Origin of the sequence: Mycobacterium sp. DL592, from assembly GCF_011694515.1 — a bacterium.
In the GTDB taxonomy this organism is placed as follows: domain Bacteria; phylum Actinomycetota; class Actinomycetes; order Mycobacteriales; family Mycobacteriaceae; genus Mycobacterium.
Genome location: NZ_CP050192.1, coordinates 2,761,711 through 2,780,578, shown reverse-complemented (window position 1 = coordinate 2,780,578; position 18,868 = coordinate 2,761,711). Strand labels below are relative to the sequence as shown.

General features: G+C 69.5%; 17 protein-coding genes. 9 read left to right on the top strand and 8 right to left on the bottom strand.

Going from position 1 to position 18,868, the window contains the following annotated elements; translation table 11 throughout:
* Positions 1-36 precede the first annotated feature (36 nt).
* From HBE64_RS13350 to HBE64_RS13335, 4 genes are all read left to right on the top strand, one after another.
* Positions 37-3,351 carry a DUF2126 domain-containing protein gene (locus tag HBE64_RS13350; RefSeq protein WP_167102771.1) on the top strand — a complete coding sequence of 1,105 codons (3,315 nt, stop codon included), beginning with the start codon at positions 37-39 and terminating at the stop codon, positions 3,349-3,351.
* An 89-nt stretch (positions 3,352-3,440) separates the two neighbouring features.
* The gene (locus tag HBE64_RS13345; RefSeq protein ID WP_167102768.1) at positions 3,441-6,122 is read left to right on the top strand and encodes a circularly permuted type 2 ATP-grasp protein; all 2,682 of its coding nucleotides are present in this window, start codon (positions 3,441-3,443) and stop codon (positions 6,120-6,122) included.
* 16 nt (positions 6,123-6,138) lie between these two features.
* A complete protein-coding gene (locus HBE64_RS13340) occupies positions 6,139-7,068 on the top strand; it encodes a transglutaminase family protein (RefSeq protein ID WP_167102765.1) in 930 nt (309 codons plus the stop codon).
* Positions 7,061-8,101 (top strand): putative zinc-binding metallopeptidase, encoded by a 1,041-nt coding sequence (locus HBE64_RS13335; RefSeq protein ID WP_167102762.1) that lies wholly within the window; start codon positions 7,061-7,063, stop codon positions 8,099-8,101. Before HBE64_RS13340 ends, HBE64_RS13335 begins: the two co-directional genes overlap by 8 nt.
* On the opposite strand, the gene HBE64_RS13330 is transcribed toward HBE64_RS13335, so the two are convergent.
* The gene (locus HBE64_RS13330; RefSeq protein WP_167102758.1) at positions 8,079-8,921 is read right to left on the bottom strand and encodes an LGFP repeat-containing protein; all 843 of its coding nucleotides are present in this window, start codon (positions 8,919-8,921) and stop codon (positions 8,079-8,081) included. The genes HBE64_RS13335 and HBE64_RS13330 overlap by 23 nt on opposite strands.
* A gap of 324 nt (positions 8,922-9,245) precedes the next feature.
* On the opposite strand from HBE64_RS13330, the gene HBE64_RS13325 reads away from it, so the two are divergent.
* Together HBE64_RS13325 and HBE64_RS13320 are read left to right on the top strand one after the other, a co-directional pair.
* Positions 9,246-10,085, top strand: coding sequence for a DUF3097 domain-containing protein (locus HBE64_RS13325; RefSeq protein WP_167102755.1), 840 nt, complete (start codon positions 9,246-9,248; stop codon positions 10,083-10,085).
* Between the two features lie 21 nt (positions 10,086-10,106).
* Positions 10,107-10,727: an FMN-binding negative transcriptional regulator gene (locus HBE64_RS13320; RefSeq protein WP_167102752.1), complete on the top strand. Its 621-nt coding sequence runs from the start codon at positions 10,107-10,109 to the stop codon at positions 10,725-10,727.
* Positions 10,728-10,730: 3 nt separating this feature from the next.
* On the opposite strand, the gene HBE64_RS13315 is transcribed toward HBE64_RS13320, so the two are convergent.
* From HBE64_RS13315 to HBE64_RS13305, 3 genes are read right to left on the bottom strand one after another with little or no spacing between them, the layout of a single operon-like run.
* On the bottom strand, positions 10,731-11,507 hold the full coding sequence (locus HBE64_RS13315; protein WP_167102749.1) for an SDR family NAD(P)-dependent oxidoreductase: 777 nt from the start codon (positions 11,505-11,507) through the stop codon (positions 10,731-10,733).
* A complete protein-coding gene (locus tag HBE64_RS13310; RefSeq protein ID WP_167102746.1) occupies positions 11,504-11,983 on the bottom strand; it encodes a nuclear transport factor 2 family protein in 480 nt (159 codons plus the stop codon). Before HBE64_RS13310 ends, HBE64_RS13315 begins: the two co-directional genes overlap by 4 nt.
* 10 nt (positions 11,984-11,993) lie before the next feature.
* On the bottom strand, positions 11,994-12,848 hold the full coding sequence (locus tag HBE64_RS13305) for an LLM class F420-dependent oxidoreductase (protein WP_167102743.1): 855 nt from the start codon (positions 12,846-12,848) through the stop codon (positions 11,994-11,996).
* A gap of 106 nt (positions 12,849-12,954) precedes the next feature.
* Here HBE64_RS13305 and HBE64_RS13300 point away from each other — a divergent pair, with 106 nt between their 5' ends.
* A complete protein-coding gene (locus HBE64_RS13300) occupies positions 12,955-13,680 on the top strand; it encodes an IclR family transcriptional regulator (protein ID WP_167102741.1) in 726 nt (241 codons plus the stop codon).
* A gap of 24 nt (positions 13,681-13,704) precedes the next feature.
* Here HBE64_RS13300 and HBE64_RS13295 read toward each other — a convergent pair whose 3' ends face one another.
* Positions 13,705-14,496 carry an SDR family oxidoreductase gene (locus HBE64_RS13295; protein WP_167102738.1) on the bottom strand — a complete coding sequence of 264 codons (792 nt, stop codon included), beginning with the start codon at positions 14,494-14,496 and terminating at the stop codon, positions 13,705-13,707.
* Between the two features lie 97 nt (positions 14,497-14,593).
* Here HBE64_RS13295 and HBE64_RS13290 point away from each other — a divergent pair, with 97 nt between their 5' ends.
* Positions 14,594-15,175 carry a TetR/AcrR family transcriptional regulator gene (locus tag HBE64_RS13290; protein WP_243841315.1) on the top strand — a complete coding sequence of 194 codons (582 nt, stop codon included), beginning with the start codon at positions 14,594-14,596 and terminating at the stop codon, positions 15,173-15,175.
* Here HBE64_RS13290 and HBE64_RS13285 read toward each other — a convergent pair.
* Entirely contained in the window at positions 15,152-16,033 is an 882-nt protein-coding gene (locus tag HBE64_RS13285; RefSeq protein WP_167102732.1) for a DMT family transporter, read from the bottom strand. The two genes, HBE64_RS13290 and HBE64_RS13285, sit on opposite strands and share 24 nt — an antisense overlap.
* Here HBE64_RS13285 and HBE64_RS13280 point away from each other — a divergent pair.
* On the top strand, positions 16,024-17,397 hold the full coding sequence (locus HBE64_RS13280) for a replication-associated recombination protein A (protein ID WP_371743984.1): 1,374 nt from the start codon (positions 16,024-16,026) through the stop codon (positions 17,395-17,397). The genes HBE64_RS13285 and HBE64_RS13280 overlap by 10 nt on opposite strands.
* Before the next feature lie 78 nt (positions 17,398-17,475).
* On the opposite strand, the gene HBE64_RS13275 is transcribed toward HBE64_RS13280, so the two are convergent.
* Both HBE64_RS13275 and HBE64_RS13270 read right to left on the bottom strand, forming a co-directional pair.
* Complete coding sequence (locus HBE64_RS13275) at positions 17,476-18,108, bottom strand: hypothetical protein (protein WP_167102727.1); 633 nt, start codon at positions 18,106-18,108, stop codon at positions 17,476-17,478.
* Positions 18,109-18,164: 56 nt separating this feature from the next.
* Positions 18,165-18,785, bottom strand: a complete 621-nt coding sequence (locus tag HBE64_RS13270; protein ID WP_167102724.1) for an antibiotic biosynthesis monooxygenase — start codon at positions 18,783-18,785, stop codon at positions 18,165-18,167.
* Positions 18,786-18,868 lie beyond the last annotated feature (83 nt).

Genomic DNA, 18,868 nt, shown 5'->3' with positions numbered 1-18,868 from the left:
TGCGCGGCCCTATCTCTTGTGATGGGATTGCGGCCTATGGGTATCAAAGTGGCGCTGGAGCACCGGACCAGCTACACCTTCGATCGGTTGGTCGAGGTGTATCCGCATGTGGTCAGGCTTCGACCGGCGCCGCACTGCCGGACGCCCATCGAGGCGTACTCGCTGGAGGTCGAACCCGCCGACCACTTCATCAACTGGCAGCAGGACGCGTTCGGAAACTTCCTGGGTCGGCTGGTGTTTCCCAGCCGCACCCGGCAGCTGACCATCAAGGTCGGGCTGATCGCCGACCTCAAGGTCATCAACCCGTTCGACTTCTTCATCGAGGACTTCGCCGAGACCTATCCGTTTAGCTATCCCAAGGCCCTCAAGGACGACCTCGAGCCCTACCTGCGTCCCGTCGATGAGGGCGACGAGGGGTCCGGCCCCGGCGACCTCGTCGCATCCTGGGTGCGCGACTTCTCCGTCCCGCCCGGCACCCGCACGATCGACTTCCTCGTCGCGCTGAACCGGGCCGTCAACGCCGACATCGGTTACAGCGTGCGCATGGAGGCGGGTGTGCAGACCCCCGACCACACGCTGCGCAGCGCCATCGGCTCCTGCCGCGACTCGGCGTGGCTGCTGGTGTCGATCCTGCGCCAGCTCGGCTTGGCCGCTCGGTTCGTGTCGGGCTATCTGGTGCAGCTGTCCTCCGACGTCGAGGCCCTCGACGGTCCGTCGGGCCCGGCGGCCGACTTCACCGACCTGCACGCCTGGACCGAGGTCTACATTCCCGGCGCCGGCTGGATCGGGCTGGATCCCACGTCGGGACTGTTCGCCGGCGAGGGGCACATCCCGCTGGCCGCCACCCCGCACCCGTCGTCGGCGGCGCCGATCACCGGTGCCACCGGGGTCGCCGAAACCACGCTTGATTTCTCCAACACCGTCACCCGCGTGCACGAGGACCCCCGCGTCACGCTGCCCTACACCGATGCCGCGTGGGTGGCCATCAACGAGCTGGGGCAGCACATCGATCGGCGGCTCAACGAGGCCGACGTGCGGCTGACCATGGGCGGCGAGCCGACGTTCGTGTCGGTGGACAACCAGGTGGACGACGAGTGGAATACCGCCGCCGACGGCCCGCACAAGCGCGAGCGCGCCTCGGTGCTGGCCGCGCGGCTCAAGGCAGTATGGGCGCCGCAAGGTCTGGTGCAGCGCAATCAGGGCAAGTGGTATCCGGGAGAACCGTTGCCGCGCTGGCAGATTGGACTCCACTGGCGCCGCGACGGCCAACCGCTGTGGAGCGACCCCTCATTGCTGGCCGACCCCTGGGGACCCGAACGTTACGACACCGACCCGTTGGCCGCCCAGCAGGTGCTCTCGGTGGTCGCCGCGAGCCTGGGCCTGCCCGCCACCCAGGTGCGGCCCGCCTACGAGGACCCGCTGAGCCGGCTGGCCACCACCGTGCGCCTGCCTGCCGGTGAGGCGGTCGAGGCCGACGACGACCTGGCCGCCGACTCGCCGCAGGCGCGCGCCGCGCTGTTGGCTCGCCTCGAGCAGCCTGTCGCCGAGCCTGTCGCCTACGTGCTTCCGGTACACCGCCGCGACGACGACTCGTCGTGGGCCAGTGCCGACTGGCGACTGCGCCGCGGCCGCGTAGTGCTGTTGGACGGGGATTCGCCCGCCGGGCTGCGGCTCCCGCTGAACTCGATCAGCTGGCGTCCGCCGCGCGCCACCTTCCACGACGACCCGATCGCCAGCGCCGGGGCCGACCTGCCCGTCGACCCCGACGGTGCCGACGCCGTCCTCGAGGACCCGGAGACCGCGCCGACCACCGCGATGGTCGCCGAGGTGCGCGACGGCGTGCTCTACATCTTCATGCCGCCGACCGACAAGCTCGACCACTTCGTCGACCTGATCGCACGGGTGGAGGCCGCCGCGGCCAAAGTCGGCTGCGCGGTGGTCGTCGAGGGCTACGGCCCGCCGTCGGACGCCCGGCTGGAGTCCATGTCGATCACCCCCGACCCGGGTGTCATCGAGGTCAACGTGGCACCCAGCGCCAGCTTCGCCGAGCAGCGCCAGCAGCTGGAGATCCTCTACGAAGAGGCCCGCAAGGCCCGGCTGTCCACCGAGTCGTTCGACTTCGACGGCACCCACGGTGGTACCGGCGGCGGCAACCACATCACCCTCGGCGGCATCACCCCGGCGGACTCGCCGCTGCTGCGCCGCCCCGACCTGCTGGTGTCGCTGCTGACGTACTGGCAGCGTCATCCGGCGCTCTCCTATCTGTTCGCGGGCCGCTTCATCGGGACCACATCGCAGGCGCCGCGCGTGGACGAGGGCCGCTCCGAAGCGCTCTACGAGCTCGAGATCGCTTTCGCCGAGATCGCCCGGCTGACGGCCTCCGCAAGCTCCGCTCCGTGGATAACAGACCGCGCACTCCGCCACCTGCTCACCGACATCACCGGCAACACCCACCGCGCCGAGTTCTGCATCGACAAGCTCTACAGCCCGGACAGCCCGCGCGGACGGCTGGGCATCCTGGAGTTGCGCGGCTTCGAGATGCCACCGCACTTCCAGATGGCCATGGTGCAGTCGCTGCTGGTGCGCTCACTGGTCGCGTGGTTCTGGGACCAGCCGCTGCAGGCGCCGCTGATCCGGCACGGACTGAACCTGCACGGCCGATACCTGTTGCCGCACTTCATCATTCACGACATTGCCGATGTCTGCGCCGAACTGCGGGCACATGGCATCGACTTCGACACCAGCTGGCTCGACCCGTTCACCGAGTTTCGTTTCCCCCGCATCGGCACCGCCGTCTTCGACCACGTCGAGATCGAACTGCGGGGCGCCATCGAACCGTGGAACACCCTGGGCGAAGAGTCCACCGGCGGCGGCACCGCCCGCTACGTCGATTCCTCCGTCGAACGCATCCAGGTGCGCACCGTCGGCGCCGACCGGCAGCGCCACGTGGTCACCTGCAACGGTTATCCCATTCCGATGCTGGCCACCGACAATCCCGACGTGCAGGTCGGCGGGGTGCGCTACCGGGCCTGGCAGCCGCCGAGCGCCCTGCACCCCACGATCACCGTGGACGGCCCGCTGCGCTTCGAACTGGTCGACATCGCCAGCGGGACGTCACGGGGCGGCTGCACGTATCACGTCTCCCATCCCGGCGGACGGTCCTACGACAGCCCGCCGGTCAATGCCGTGGAAGCCGAATCCCGGCGCGGCAGGCGCTTCGAGGCCACCGGGTTCACGCCCGGCAAGGTCGACATCGCTGACCTCCGGGAGAAGCAGGCGCGCCAGTCGACCGACGTCGGCGCGCCGGGAATCCTCGACATGCGCCGGGTGCGTACCGTGCTGCAGAACTGATGGGGTCGCCGACCCGGGCGCTGTCCGGGCCGGAGCCAACCGTAGGTTTGCAAGAGTCACAGAAGTGGTCGAAACAGGAGGTGGGGCCGTTGTCGTTGTCGGCTGCCGGCTCTGACCTCAGCCGGCCCGCCCATGACCCGGACCGGCTGCTCGCCGGCTATCGGGCCGCCCGGGCCCAGGAGCCGCTGTTCGACCTGCGCGGCGGCGGCCCGGGAGCGTTCGGGCACTTCGGTAGCACCGGCTACGACGAGTTCGTCGACGCCACCGGCACCATCCGCCCGTCATGGCAGGAACTCGGCGATCTCATCGGTGAACGCGGCCGCGCCGGGCTGGATCGGCTGCGCGGTGTGGTGCGCGGTCTGGTCGACAACGACGGCATCACCTACATCGAGATCGACCGCCACGGCGAGGCCGTCACCAACGGCCAGGGCATCTCGCTGCCGGGACCCTGGCACCTCGACGGCATTCCGCTGCTGCTGTCGGCCGCGGACTGGGACATCCTCGAAGCCGGGGTGGTGCAACGCTCCCGGCTGCTCGACGCCGTGCTGTCGGACCTCTACGGCCCGCGCCGGGCACTGACCAGCGGCATCCTGCCGCCGCAGCTGCTGTTCGCCCATCCCGGCTACATCCGCGCCGCCCGCGGTATCGAGAACCCCGGCCGCCACCAGCTGTTCATGCACGGCTGCGACCTGAGCCGGGCCGCCGACGGCCGGTTCCTGGTCAACGCCGACTGGACCCAGGCGCCTTCGGGTGCCGGCTACGCGGTCGCCGACCGACGGGTAGTGGCCCACGCCATCCCGGACGTCTACGAGCGGATCGGTCCGCGCCCGGTCTCGCCGTTCGCCCAGGCGCTACGGCTGGCCCTCATCGATGCCGCACCGGATGCCGCCGAGGATCCGGTGGTGGTGGTGCTCTCGCCCGGTATCCACTCCGAGACGGCGTTCGACCAGGCCTACCTGGCGTCCGTGCTGGGTTTCCCGCTGGTCGAAAGTGCCGACCTGGTGGTCCGCGACGGCAAGCTGTGGATGCGCTCGCTGGGCACCCTCAAGCGCGTCGACGTGGTGCTGCGCCGGGTGGACGCCGAGTACGCCGATCCCCTGGATCTGCGGCCCGATTCCCGCCTCGGCGTGGTGGGCCTGGTCGAGGTGCAGCGCCGTGGCGCGGTCACCGTGGTCAACACCTTGGGCGCGGGGATCTTGGAAAGCCCAGGGCTGCAACGGTTCCTGCCGCAGCTCGCCGAGCGGCTACTGGGGGAGAAGCCGCTGCTGGACACCCCGCAGTTGTACTGGGGCGGGTTCGACAGGGAACGCCAGCACCTGCTGTCGCGATTGTCGTCGTTGCTGATCAAGTCGACGGTCGGGGCCGAGACGCTGGTGGGTCCGGCCCTCTCAGCCGCCGAACGCGACGAGCTCGCGGCCCGCATCGACGCGCAGCCCTGGCAGTGGGCGGGCCAGGAACTGCCGCAGTTCTCCTCGGCACCCACCGACCACTATCCGGGCACCCTGTCGGCGGTCAGCGTCGGGATGCGTCTGTTCACCGTGTCCCAGCGCGGCGGCTACGCCCCGATGGTCGGCGGACTGGGCTATGTGCTCGCACCCGGCAACGCGGCCTACAAGCTCAACAGCGTTGCCGCCAAGGATCTTTGGGTGCGCCCGCCGACGCGGGCCAAGGCCGAGACGATCACCGTCCCGTCGGTGGAGCTGCCTAGCGGCACCCGCTTCATCAGCTCGCCGCGTGTGCTGTCGGACCTGTTCTGGATGGGCCGCTACGCCGAGCGTGCCGAACACCTGGCCCGGCTGCTGATCGTCACCCGCGAGCGCTACCACGAATACCGCTACCGCCAGGACATGGAAGGCAGCGAGTGTGTGCCGGTGCTGCTGGGTGCGCTCGGACAGGTCACCGGAACCGATTCGCCCGCAACGGCTTCCTACGCCGAGACGGTGGCGGGCGCGCAGCGCACGCTGTGGTCGCTGACCGCCGACCGGCAGCGGCCGGGCTCGCTGGCGCAGTCGATCGAAGGGCTGGGCCTGGCGGCGCGGTCGGTGCGCGACCAGATGTCCAACGACACCTGGATGGTGCTCGGCGGCGTCGAGCGCGCGCTGGCGCAGCAGGCGGGCTCACCGCCCTCACCGCAACGCGGCGCACGGGTCGCCGACGACACCCAGTTGGCCGCCGCGCAGCAGCAGACGCTGGCCGGAATGCTCGCGCTGTCGGGGGTGGCCGCCGAGTCGATGGTCCACGACGCCGGCTGGATGATGATGGACATCGGCAAGCGCATCGAACGCGGACTGGGGCTGACCGCACTGCTGCGAGTCACCCTGACCACCGAGCGCAGCCCGGGCGCCGAGCAGACCATCACCGAATCGGCGCTCGTGGCGTGTGAGTCCTCGGTGCTCTACCGGCGCCGCAACCTCGGCAAAGTCAGTGTGGCCGCGGTGGCCGACCTCGTGCTCTTCGACGGGGAGAACCCGCGGTCACTGGTCTTCCAGCTGGAACGGCTGCGTTCGGATCTGCGGGCGCTACCCGGCGCCTCGGGGTCCTCGCGGCCGGAGCGCATCGTCGACGAGATCAGCACCCGGCTGCGCCGCCTGGACCCCGCCGAGCTCGAAGAGGTCGACGACGAGGGGCGCCGCGCCGAACTGGACGGCCTGCTCAAGGGTGTCGAGGTCGGGCTGCGTGAGCTCTCCGACATCATCACCCGCACCCAGCTGTCGCTGCCGGGTGGTATGCAGCCGCTGTGGGGACCCGACCAGCGCCGGGTGGTGCCGTGACCCGGGGAGGTATGACATGAGTTTTCCTGACGGTCCGACCCCGGGGCTCAACAGCCGGGTCTACCGCATCACCCACCGCACCGAGTACCGCTATTCGGATGTGGTCACCAGCTCCTACGGCCGCGGGCATCTGACCCCGCGGGACACCACTCGGCAGCGCTGCGTGACCAACGCCTTGGTCATCGATCCCGAGCCGGCCGACCGGTCCACCAGCCGTGACGTCTACGGCAACATCAGCTCCTACTTCCACGTCACCGAACGCCACCACGCGCTCACGGTCACCAGCAACTCCGTCGTCGAGGTCGACCCGCCGCCCGCCGAGCTCTACAACGGGGGTTCGGCGCTGGCGCCGTGGGAGTCGGCCCGCCCGGTCGGTCGCGACGGTGTGCTGGCATGTGAGTTCACCCTCGATCTGCGCCCGCCGGAGATCACCGACGCGGTGCGTGAGTACGCCGCGCCCAGTTTCGAGCCGGGCCGCCCACTCGTCGAGGTATTGCGTGACCTCAACGCCCGAATTTTTTCCGATTTCACGTATAAATCCGGTTCCACGACGGTGTCTACCCAGGTCGGGCAGGTTTTGAAAGCCCGAGAAGGGGTATGTCAGGACTTCGCCCGGCTGGCGATCGCCTGCCTGCGCGCCAACGGTTTGGCGGCGAGTTATGTGTCGGGATACCTCGCCACCGACCCGCCGCCGGGGAAGGAACGGATGTTCGGGGTCGACGCCACGCATGCCTGGGCCGCGGTGTGGACGCCGCAGAATCACTGGGTCGGACTGGATCCGACCAACGACCAGCTGATCGACGAGCGCTACATCATCGTGGGGTGGGGCCGGGACTACGCCGACGTGCCGCCGCTGCGCGGCATCATCTACACCGATTCCGAGCACAGCGTCATCGACGTCTCGGTCGACGTCGCCCCGTTCGAGGGCGGTGTGTTGCATGCGTGATTTCATCTGTCCCAACTGCGGTCAGCACCTGGCCTTCGAGAACTCGGTGTGCCTGTCGTGCGGCCGGTCGGTCGGGTTCTCGTTGGAGGACGAGACCTTCCTGGTGATCGCCTCGGGCACCGAGAGTGAACACGGCGGCGCGGTGGATGCCGCCGAATACCAGCTGTGCGCGAATCTTCATCTGGCCGAATGCAATTGGCTGGTCAAAGTGCAGCCGGTGCGGGCGCTGTGCGCCTCGTGCCGGTTGACGCGCACCAGGCCCAAGGATGACGACACCGCAGCACTGGCGGCGTTCGCGGTGGCCGAGCGGGCCAAGCGACGGCTGATCGCGGAGTTGCACGAGATCGGGCTGCCGATCGTGGGCCGCGACGAGGATCCGAACTACGGGTTGGCGTTCGACCTGCTCTCCAGCGCCAACGAGAAGGTCTTCACCGGCCACGACAACGGCGTGATCACCCTGGATCTGGCCGAGGGCGACGACGTGCACCGCGAGCAGTTGCGCATCGAGATGGACGAGCCGTATCGGACCCTGCTCGGTCACTTCCGCCACGAGGTCGGGCACTACTACTTCTACCGGCTGGTCGGGCCGTCGGCGTCTTTCCGGCAGCAGTTCAACGGCCTGTTCGGTGATCCCGACGCCGACTATCAGCAGGCCCTGGACCGCCATTACAGTCAGGGACCGCCGGCCGGCTGGGCGAAGACCTTTGTGTCGTCTTACGCCACGATGCATCCCGCCGAGGACTGGGCTGAGACATTCGCCCACTATCTGCACATCCGCGACACCCTGGACACCGCAGCATCCTTCGGGCTCGCACCGGCGAACGCAACCCTTCAGCGTAAAGTGCTGGGCCCCAGCGGTTTTGACACCATCATCCAGATGTGGCTGCCGCTGGCGTGGTCGCTGAACATGGTGAACCGGTCGATGGGCAAGGACGACCTGTATCCGTTCGTGCTGCCCGTTCCGGTGCTGGAGAAGATGCGGTTCATCCACACGGTGATCGACGAGGTGGTCAGCGAGGCGCAAGTCCGTTGAAGGTGTCCTCGTGCGTGAACAGCGCACGGGGTTCGGTGCGATCGCCGGGCGGATGAGGCGCCTCCTGCGCAGAATGCGCACGCCGAACCCGCCGCAGCGTCAGCCGGACCGTCGTGACGACGGCCAGGACGGCGGCCAGCGCCGCCGGAATCCACCACCATTGGCTGCGCCGAACCGACTGGGCGGCTGAGTCTTTCGCTGATGGCAGGGTAGCGGCCAGCGTCGCGGGAACTGTCGACACGCCGGTGGCGGCCGACCACGCGATCCTGGTCCCACGCGGGCCGATGAACGTTCCGGTCTGCACCCCGTCGACGGTGGTGGTGTCGGCGCTGGGATAGCTGAACGGGCCGATCGCGCCGCCGGCGTTGCGGTAGGTCTGCAGCACAGGTCCGTTGACCACCACCGCACCCCACTGCGGGCTCCAGTAGATGGCTGCCCCGCCCGGCTGGCTGAAGTCCGCGACGTGCGCGACGCCGTTACCGGCGTCGACCTCGTCGGTCACCGGGAAGCCGAGTTCGCCGCCGGGACCGCCGAGCGCCTGATAGCGGTCGAGGACCGGCCCGTAGAGCGCCTTGGCCCCGGTGGTGGCGGAGAAGTAGATCGAGCCACCCACGTAGTCGCGTTCCGCGCCGCCGGGCACTTCGTAGATGTCACTGACCGGAGAGCCGAGAGTGGACCGGACGCTGCCGAGCGCCTCGTAGTGCGCGTTGATCGCGTCGACGGCATCGGCAGAGGGCGCAGCACCGGCCAGCGGGGCGGTGAGCAGCAATCCGGCGGACACTATTCCGCCGACCGCTAACGACTTCGTTGTGTGAGCCATGGGGCCTTCTTTCGCCCGCGACGACATCACTGTGTCGCGGGAGTTCCCACGGTGCATGGCTGCGACCGCGTGTATGTCCAATAGGGCATGGCTGCCGCACCCTTGCATACACGCGGTTTCGAATCGACATCCCCCGGGCGACAGTCTGACTCGGTGATTGCGCCCTCCCAAGCGCATTCTGTGAGTCGGCTGCACCGTACCGCTTGGTATGCCGGCCGCGCAAGGCTTCGGCAAACATCGGTGCGGTGTGGTGTCGGCGACTGCCGGCGCGACGCGCCGCCGCGCTGCGCCGCGAACGGGCCCGCCGGTCCCTACGATCGCCGGGTGGCAGATCGCTATGGCACCGACGTGCTCGCCGACGACCCGCACCAGTCGCGGCGGGTCCGCTCGACCGAGCAAGCCGCCGAAGTGGGCATGGTCGTCGAGGACCCGCAGTCCGGCTATGTCGGAGCGGTGGTCGCGATCGAAGGCGGACGGGTAGAGCTCGAGGATCGCCGCGGCCGTCGCCGGGTGTTCCCGCTGGGTCCCGGGTTTCTGTTCGAGGGCAGGCCGGTGATCCTGACCGCGCCCGCGCGCAGCGCGCCTGCCGGCGGCCAGCGCACGAAGTCCGGTTCGGTGAAAGTCGCCGACGCCCGGGCCAAGGTGGCGCTGGCCAGCCGGATCTATGTCGAAGGCCGCCATGACGCCGAACTCGTCGAACAGGTGTGGGGCGACGACCTGCGCGTCGAGGGTGTCGTCGTCGAGCATCTCGGCGGTGTCGACGACCTCGTCGACATCGTCGCGACATTCGCACCCGGCCCCGGGCGCCGGCTCGGGGTGCTGGTCGACCATCTCGTCACCGGATCCAAGGAGGCCCGGATCGCCGAGGCGGTGCGGCGCGGGCCGGGCGGTGAGCACACCCTGGTCGTCGGGCACCCCTACGTCGACATCTGGCAGGCGGTCAAGCCGGCCCGCATCGGGCTGGAGCGGTGGCCGGTGGTGCCGCGCACCATCGAGTGGAAGCACGGGGTGTGCGACGCACTGGGCTGGCCGCACCGCAACCAGGCTGACATCGCCCGGGCGTGGCAGCGGATCCGGTCCTCGGTGCGCGATTGGACCGATCTGGAGCCCGCCCTCATCGGACGGGTCGAGGAGCTCATCGACTTCGTCACGCAACCGGCGTGATTCCACGGGGACACTGGGTCCATGTACGTGCCGGCCCCGTTCGCCCTGTCCGACGCCGAGACGGCATCCGCGCTGGGTGCCGGCGGCTTCGCGCAGCTGATCACCGCGACCGACAACGACTACCTCGTCACCCCGCTGCCGCTGCTGTACCGGGCTACGACGCACTCACTGGTCGGGCACGTCTCGCGGGCCAACCCGCACTGGCGGTATGCGCAGCGACCGTCAGTGGCGGTCATCGCCGGCCCGCAGGCCTATGTCTCGCCGAGCCTGTATGCCACCAAAGCCGAGACGGGCAAGGTCGTTCCGACCTGGAACTACGACGTGCTGGTGGTGCACGGCCGGCTGGTGGTGCACGACGATGCGGGGTGGGTACGAGAGTTGGTCGGGCAGTTGACTGATCACCACGAGGCGAGCAGGCCGGCGCCGTGGGCCGTCAGCGACGCCCCGGACGACTTCGTCGCCGCCCAGCTTCGGGCCATCGTGGGTGTCGAGCTGATCGTCGAGCGCGTCGAAGGCAAGGCCAAGATGTCGCAGAATCAGCCCGAGCGCAATCAGGCCGGTGTCGTCGACGGCCTGCGGCGCTCCGATGAGCCGCAGGACCGTCAGGTCGCCGAACAGGTAGCTAAGCGAAACCGGTTGTGAGAGTTACGGTCCCAGATCCGGAACCCACGCGACGCCGTTGATGTGGCTGCCGCCGTCGACGAACAGCGTGTTGCCCGTCAGGTACCGGCTGCCGTCGCTGGCCAGGAATACCGCGACGGGAGCGATGTCGTCGTACGGGTCGCCCATGCGGCCCATCGGGTTGGCGGCATCGGCCATCGATCCGATCTCGGGGTGTTGTTCCACGATGGCCAGGAACGCCGAGCTCTTGGCCGCCGGGCAGATGGCGTTGACGGTGACCCCGGTCGGCGCCCACTCGCGGGCGGCGGTGCGGGTCAGCGCCCGCAGCGCCTCCTTGGCGGCGTTGTACTCCAGCGAGCCGACGTGGGCATTGACCCCGTTGAGGCTGCACATGTTGATCACCCGGCCCCAGCCGCGCTGCTTCATCGGGCCGAAGGCGGCGCGCATCGCCCAGAACGGGCCGTAATAGCCCATCGCGACACCGTGGGCCAGCGCGTCGTCGGTCTTGTTCTCGACCCGGCCGATGCCCCCGCCGCCCCAGGCGTTGTTCACCAGGATGTCCAGGGAGCCGTACTCGGAATGGGCTGCGGCGACGGCATTTTCGACCTGTTCGCGGTCGGTGACATCGGTGGCCACGAACAGCCCGCCGATCTCCGCGGCGACGGCCGCGCCGGTTTCCGCGTCGTATTCGGCCACGACCACCTTCGCGCCCTCGTCGGCGAACCGCCTGGCGATTCCCGCGCCGATGCCGGCACCGCCGCCGGTGACCAGGGCCACCTTGCCCTCCAGTGCGCGGCTCATGTCGGCAGCCCTTCGGTGATCAGGTCGAACGCCTCGGTGCCGCCATCGAGTTGGCGGGCGACGCGGGTGAGGATCTGCCAACCGGATTCGGCCCGGCGCAGGGTGAGCAGATGCACCCCTGCGCGCATGGCGTGATAGCCGCCGGCCTCCCGGCGCACCAGAATGATCGACTGGCACACCGCGGTCGCTTCGTCACCGTCGACGGTGATGACCGGCGGGCCGAAGAAGTGACAGGCGCCCCTGGCCATCAGGCCCTGGTGGGCGCCGGACTGCACCATCGCAATGATCTCGGCGCGGCCGGACATGTTCCAGTCGCCGACGTCGTAGCTGCCGTCCTCGGTCCACAGCGCAGCCACGGCCTGGGCCTCGCCGGCGTCGACGAGGGGGCCGTACGACGCGATGATGCGGGCGATGGCGCTTTCGTCCTCGAACACCGCCAGGCGCCGTTCGAGGGTGGCCAGCCGGTCTTCGTTCATGGGGTGCCTTTCACAGTGCATCGGCCAGTTCACGCAGCACGGCGAGCTGGTCGCAGTAGTGGGCCGCGGACTCCGCGCCCACCGAGCAGGTGATTGCCGTGGCGCCGGCATCGCGTAATGCCTTGAGCCGCTGGGTGGCCCGGGCCGGCTCACCGATCGGGTCGAGGGCGTGGCCGCTGGGCAGAACCACGTCGAATCCGGGTGGGATATCGACGTCGCCCAGCATGTTCTGAAGTTCCGCGGTGGTCAACCCGAAGGGCATCCATCCGTCGGCCAGCGTCAGCGCCCGGCGCAGCGACCGCTTCGTGCGGCCACCCACCCAGATCGGCACCTGCTGCTGCACGGCGCACGGCTCGACGGCGAAGCCGTCGAATTGGTAGTGCTTGCCCTGATAGGAGGGCCGGGTGTTGGACAGCGAGGCGCGCAGGGCGGCGATGGCGTCATCGGCCAGGTCGCCGCGGCCGTCGAACACCGCACCCAGAAGTTCGAACTCCTCGGCCAGTGAACCCACGCCGACGCCGAGCACGAGCCGGCCTTCGCTGATCCGGTCCAGGGTGCCGAACCGCTTGGCGATCTCCAGCGGATGGTGATAGCCCAGGACGATCACCGACGTCGCCAACTTGATCTCGGCGGTGTGCGCGGCGAGAAAACCGAAGGTGGACAACGGATCCCAATACACCAGCCCGCGCTGGCCGGCCGCACCGGCCGGGACGGCAACGTGCTCGGCGCAGGTGAGGTGGTCGAAACCCAGCTCGTCGGCGGTGTGCGCGACACGCGCCAGGTCCGCGATGGTGGCGTCGTGCTCCCAGGATGACGACACCCCAGGCAGCTGCATCACCACCGGCGTCGAGAGGCCAATCCGCACAAGATGCTGTTCTATCGGCCGCCACACCAGCGGAATGCTTGCATCCCGGTGATCGGGACCGCTACGGTGCGGTAGAACGAATTCTCGTTAGCAGACAGGAGTGTGGATGACGGCGGCACTGACCGATACCGCTCCGGCATCGATGCTGGACCGGTTCACAGCCATCATCGATGCCTTCGACGACGGGTCGGTGGCACTCACGCTCGACCAGATCGCCGCCAGGGCCAACCTGCCGCGGTCCACGACACACCGGATCCTCGACCAGCTGGTCCGGCTGCGCTGGTTGAGCCACTGCGGGCGGGGCTACCGCCTGGGTGCGCGCACTTCGGGGCGCAGCGCCGGCGACGGTATCGACGTGCGGCTGCGGTCGGCGGCCGCCCCTGTGCTGCATGACCTGCAGGTTCGCACCGGTGCGGTGGTGCATCTGGGTCTTCTCGACCGCGGCTGCATCGTGCACCTGGACAAGCTCGGCGGGCCCTCGGCGCGGCAGGTGCCGACATCGGTCGGCAGCCGGATCCCCGCGCATCGCGTCGCCCTGGGCATCGCCGCGCTGGCGGGACTGTCCCCGGAGGACGTCATCGCCGAACTCAGTTACGTCGGCAACTGGCAACCCGATCCGTCGTGGTGGGGCGAGCTGCACAATGTGCGCCGCCGGGTCACCACCCGCCGCGGTGACTACGTCGAAGGCATGGTTTCGGTGGCGGCGACGATCGGTTGCCGCGCCGCGATCGGGGTGGTGACACCCGACCGGGTCATGGCACAGCGATGTCAGCCGCTGGTCGGCGCCGCAGCTGCCAGCATCTCGCGGGCGCTCGGTAGCGCCGCCAGCTAGGCATCAGCAGCACCATCGTCGGGGCTAGGTCGACAGCCCCATGAGTTTCGCCATCATCCGGTGCGCGCCGGCGACCACTGCGGCGCGGTCGGGATCGTTGCGCCGCGCCACATCGCCGGCGTTGCCGCCTGCCACGTAGACCGGTCCATGCGGCAATTGTTCGAGGCCCTCGCGGGCGACGTCGGCAGGCTCGGCGACCCGCATGCCCGGCACGTCGAAATTCAGGCCCACCCGCTCCATCGCCGGAGTGCGGGTGACCCCGAGGACCAGTTCGAGGACGTCGACGCCGTAGTCCCGAAGCTCCAGCCACAGGCCCTCGGCGAAGATCCGGCCATAGGCCTTCACCCCGCCGTACACGGTGTGCCGCACCGATCCCAGGTAACCCGACATCGATCCGACGAGCAGGATCCCGCCGCGGCGCCGATCCCGCATCAACCGGCCGTAGTGCTGGGTCAGAGCCATCATCGTCGTGATGTTCAGGTCGATCACCCGCTGGAAGTCCGACAGCTCCGCGTCCAGGAATTCCGCACTGCAGGTGTTGGCGCCCGCGTTGTAGATCAGCAGCCCGACCTCGAGGCCACCGGTCATGGCGGTCAGTGTGTCGACCGCGCCGCTCGTCGTGAGATCCGTTGCGAGCGTGCGTACTTCGACGCCAAGCGAGCGGCAGTCGGCGGCCGTGGCCTCCAGCGGTCCCGGCTTTCTGGCTACCAGGACCAGATTGATTCCCGAACCGGCAAGCAGCCGGGCGAATTCGGCCCCCACACCCTCTGAACCGCCTGCCACCACTGCCCACGGGCCGTACTTCGGGTAAGACACGCATCGATCCTTACCCGTCGCCGCCGCCGGTGTGGCAGTGGTCTCGGTGATCGGTACCACCGCGCTGTGCCGAAGCCGATACCCGATACTTGTGGGCGTGCCACGGATCGGAGAGCCCAGGGCGCCGGCCCTGCCGGCCACCGACGACCAGGAGAATCGCCGCGGCGCAATCCTGCGCGCCGCGTCCAGATTGGGCGCCGCCAAGGGACTCGACCGGATCCAGGCCCAGGAGATCGCCGCCGACGCCGGCGTGGCACTGCGCACGCTCTACCGCTACTACCCGTCCAAGCATCACGTGTTCGCGGCGGTGCTCACCGATCAGGTGGCGCGCTTCCGTCCGCCGCCGCCCACCGGCAACCGTGTCGACGACATCGTCGCCGTCATGGTCGAAGCCTGCCGAAACGTGTTGCGCTACAAGCACCTTGCCCACGCCATGATCACCTCGACCCAGGTGGTCAGGGCTCAGGTCGGTGAGCCGGAGGATCCGACGCTGGCCCAGCTGATCCTCGCGGTCGCCGGCATCGACGATCCCACCGACGAGCAGCTTCGGCGGCTGCGGCTGGTGCAGCAGGCCACCACCGGCATCCTGACGTGGACTGTCGGTGGCGCGATGACCTCCGAGGACGCCCTCGCCGACGTCGAGGTGGCCTGCCGGCTACTGGTGGCCGGCCAGTTCTGAGCGTCGCACCGCCCCCGGCCGGGTGGCCAGGACCGACCCCGCCAGGATCAGCGCCAGCCCCGCGATGTTCCACCACGTCAGCGGCTCGCGCAGCACCATCACCCCGGCCAGCAGCGCCACCGCCGGGTTGACGTAGGTGACGATGAGGGAGCGGGCGGCACCGACCTCCCGGATCAGGGCGAAGAACACCACGAACGCCAGCGCCGTGCAGATCCCGGCGAGCCCCGCGATCGCCCAGTAGGTCTGGGCCCGCAGGGCGTGCGTCGGCCAGGTCAGCACCGCCGGCACCAGATACACCAACGCCGCCAGGCCCAGGCACGCCGATGTCAGCGCCGGGCCGGGCACATCGGCGAGATAGCGGGCGGCGATCAACGGCGCGATCGCGTAACAGGTCGCCGTCAGCAGCACCTCGGTGACCGGCCACGCCCCGCCGCCGGCCAGGCCGGGTCCGGCCAGCACCGCCACGCCGACCAGCCCGACGCTCAGCCCGACCACCCGGGTGGGGCCGAGCCGTTCACCGCCGGTGAGCCGGTCGAGCACCGCGGCGATGATCGGTGCGGCGGCGATCAACAGCCCGGTCAGGGAACTGGTCAGGTGACGTTCGGCGTCGGACAGCATCAGCCACGCGGCGATCATCTCGAAGAAGGCGAAGGCGACCACCGCCTTCCAGTGCCTGCGCAGCAGCGCACGGTTGGCCGCCGGCAGCGCCAGCGGCAGCAGCAGCGTCGCGCCGACGGCCGAGCGCACAAACACCAGGAACGGCACGGACACCTCGCCGACCGCCACCTTGATCATCAGATAGGGCACGCCCCAGATGAGACTCATCGCCGCGAACAGGACCCAGCCGCGTGCGCTCACGACGACCACATTACGAACGTGGTAAGCCTGTGGTCGTGGCCGACAGCCTGTTCGACGTACCCGGAGACGACGACCGGCCCGGTCGTGACGTGCCCGCGTCGGCGCCGCTGGCCGTGCGGATGCGCCCGTCGTCGCTCGACGAGGTGGTCGGCCAGGAGAACCTGCTACGACAGGGTTCGCCGCTGCGCAGGCTCGTCGAAGGCTCCGGCGCGGCGTCGGTGATCCTCTACGGGCCGCCGGGCACCGGCAAGACAACGCTGGCCTCACTGGTCAGCCAGGCCACCGGCCGTCGGTTCGAGGCGTTGTCGGCGCTGACCGCCGGAGTCAAGGAAGTCCGGGCTGTCATCGACAACGCTCGCCGCGCCGCGGCGTACGGCGAGCAGACGGTGCTGTTCATCGACGAGGTGCACCGGTTCTCCAAGACTCAGCAGGACGCGCTGCTGGCGGCGGTGGAGAACCGGATCGTGCTGCTGGTCGCGGCCACCACCGAGAACCCGTCGTTCTCGGTGGTCGCGCCGCTGCTGTCGCGGTCGCTGATCCTGCAACTGCAGCCGTTGACCACCGACGCCATCCGCGCCGTGGTCACCCGCGCGATCGAGGACCCCCGCGGGCTCGGCGGCACGGTCGCCGTCGACGACGACGCGGTGGAGCTGGTGGTGCAGCTCTCGGCAGGCGATGCCCGCCGTGCGCTGACCGCGCTGGAGGTGGCCGCCGAGGTCGGTGATCACGTCACCGTCGAGGTCGTCGAGCAGTCACTGGACAAGGCTGCCGTGCGCTACGACCGCGACGGCGATCAGCACTACGACGTCATCAGCGCCTTCATCAAATCCATCCGGGGCTCCGACGTCGACGCGGCGCTGCACTATCTGGCGCGGATGCTGGTCGCGGGGGAGGACCCGCGGTTCGTGGCCCGCCGGCTGATGATCCTGGCCAGTGAGGACATCGGGATGGCCGATCCGTCGGCGCTGCAGACCGCCGTGGCGGCCGCGCAGACCGTGGCGCTGATCGGGATGCCCGAAGCGCAGCTGACGCTGGCGCACGCCACGGTGCACCTGGCGACCGCCCCGAAGTCCAACGCGGTCACCAATGCGCTGGGCGCGGCGATGAACGACATCCGCGCCGGTAAGGCCGGGCTGGTGCCGGCGCACCTGCGCGACGGCCACTACGCGGGAGCGGCCAAGCTGGGCAACGCCGTGGGCTACCGCTATCCGCATGATGACCCGGACGGCATTGTGCCGCAACAGTATCCACCCGACGACCTGGTCGGCGTCGACTACTACCAGCCCACCAACCACGGCGTCGAGCGTGAGATCACGGGGCGGCTGGACAAACTGCGCGCGATCCTGCGCCGCCGGCGGGGTTAGCTCGCCTGTCGGCGCCGAGCAGGCGCAAAATCGCACGATTGGAGCCCAATTCATGCGATTTTGCGACTGCTCGCCGGCTCAGCGCGTGCTGGTGGCCCGCTCGCGAATGCCGCGCAGCATGCCGCGTTCCATCACGAAGTGCGCGATGTCATAGCCGGCGTTGCCGGCCGACCCGCCGCTACCGCGGGCCAGCAGCCGGGTGCGGTCACCCTGCGGGCGCAGATAGAACGCCCACGATCCGGATGCCTTCTCGCCGCGCCGCACCCGCTCGACGTCCCCCGTCGACATCAGCACCAGATGCGACCCGGGTTCGATCGCGGCCACCGTCTGGCTGGCCCTGGGCCCGTACCGGCGAGCCATCCACACCGTGTCGCCCACGCGCAGGTCCTGCCACTCGGGATGGATGACGTCGGCGTTGTGGATGCGGGCGCCGACCGCACGCTCGAACACGTCGTAGCTGTAGAAACCCGCACGGTCCTCACCGATCTGCGCCAGCCACGGCCACACCGCCGCCGCCGGGGCGTCGACGGTGAGCGCCCGGGTGGTGCGCGGCACACCGGCGCGCACCAACTCGTCGCCCGGCAGCACCGCGGCCACCTCCTCGGCCGTCGCACCCCAGGTGTACAGCCGCGGCCGCACCACCCAGCGGTACAGACCCGCGACACCGGCCACCGCCATCGCCGACGCCAGCAGCGGTCTCTGCTTACCCATGATGGTGAAGCTAGCGACCGGCGGCGCGGGGCGGCAGAGCCTTAAGTCACCGGCGCTCAAGCCATTTCGGGCACGCGCAGCCGGGCAACCACCAGTTCGAACTCGCCGACGTCCTGCTGATCGGCGCCGAGGTCACGCAGCAGCGCGGTGCGCAGCGATCGAGCCTGATCCCTGGTGCGCTCCATGGCGTCGCGGGTGTCGTAAGTGGTCGACACCACGACGCGTCCCGAGCCGCTGTCGGTCATCAGGCTGGTGCTGCAGAAGCCCTCTAACGTTTCGATCTCGGGAAGGACCGACGCCTTGTAGAACTCCAGTGCCCGGTCGAACTGGTCGGGCCGCACGTGCAGCCAGGTCGCACGCACACAGGCACCGTCGCCGGAGCGGTGATCGCGGTGCACCGCGGTGATCTGCCATTCGTCGACCGAGGTGGGTGCCTGGAACACCTCGGCCGCCCGGTCGCGAACCCGCCGGACTTCCTCGGCGCTCGCGTGCATCGCAGCGGTGTTCTCCCAGGCGCTGGTGGCGATGCACCGTCCCGACTCGCGGTCGGCCAGCAGCGAGACCCCGACGCAGCCGGTCATCGTGTTCAGCGCGGGCATCACTTCGTCGCGGAAGTATGCGATCCCGGCATCGATCGATTCTGGACGCGCCTCGAACGTCGTAGAGCGTGCGTACACGGCCCACCTCCTCTTCAGGCGGGGCAGCGCCCCGGCGGCGCTACCGGTTCCTCCCACCTTCCTCCAGGTCGATGGGGCCTGGC

What these genes read in the sequence shown, in the direction of transcription:
- HBE64_RS13350 (WP_167102771.1), top strand. Translation starts at nt 37, where the DNA reads ATGGGTATCAAAGTGGCGCTGGAGCACCGGACCAGCTACACCTTCGAT.
- HBE64_RS13340 (WP_167102765.1), top strand. Translation starts at nt 6,139, where the DNA reads ATGAGTTTTCCTGACGGTCCGACCCCGGGGCTCAACAGCCGGGTCTAC.
- HBE64_RS13335 (WP_167102762.1), top strand. Translation starts at nt 7,061, where the DNA reads ATGCGTGATTTCATCTGTCCCAACTGCGGTCAGCACCTGGCCTTCGAG.
- HBE64_RS13330 (WP_167102758.1), bottom strand. Translation starts at nt 8,921, where the DNA reads ATGGCTCACACAACGAAGTCGTTAGCGGTCGGCGGAATAGTGTCCGCC.
- HBE64_RS13320 (WP_167102752.1), top strand. Translation starts at nt 10,107, where the DNA reads ATGTACGTGCCGGCCCCGTTCGCCCTGTCCGACGCCGAGACGGCATCC.
- HBE64_RS13315 (WP_167102749.1), bottom strand. Translation starts at nt 11,507, where the DNA reads ATGAGCCGCGCACTGGAGGGCAAGGTGGCCCTGGTCACCGGCGGCGGT.
- HBE64_RS13310 (WP_167102746.1), bottom strand. Translation starts at nt 11,983, where the DNA reads ATGAACGAAGACCGGCTGGCCACCCTCGAACGGCGCCTGGCGGTGTTC.
- HBE64_RS13300 (WP_167102741.1), top strand. Translation starts at nt 12,955, where the DNA reads ATGACGGCGGCACTGACCGATACCGCTCCGGCATCGATGCTGGACCGG.
- HBE64_RS13275 (WP_167102727.1), bottom strand. Translation starts at nt 18,108, where the DNA reads ATGGGTAAGCAGAGACCGCTGCTGGCGTCGGCGATGGCGGTGGCCGGT.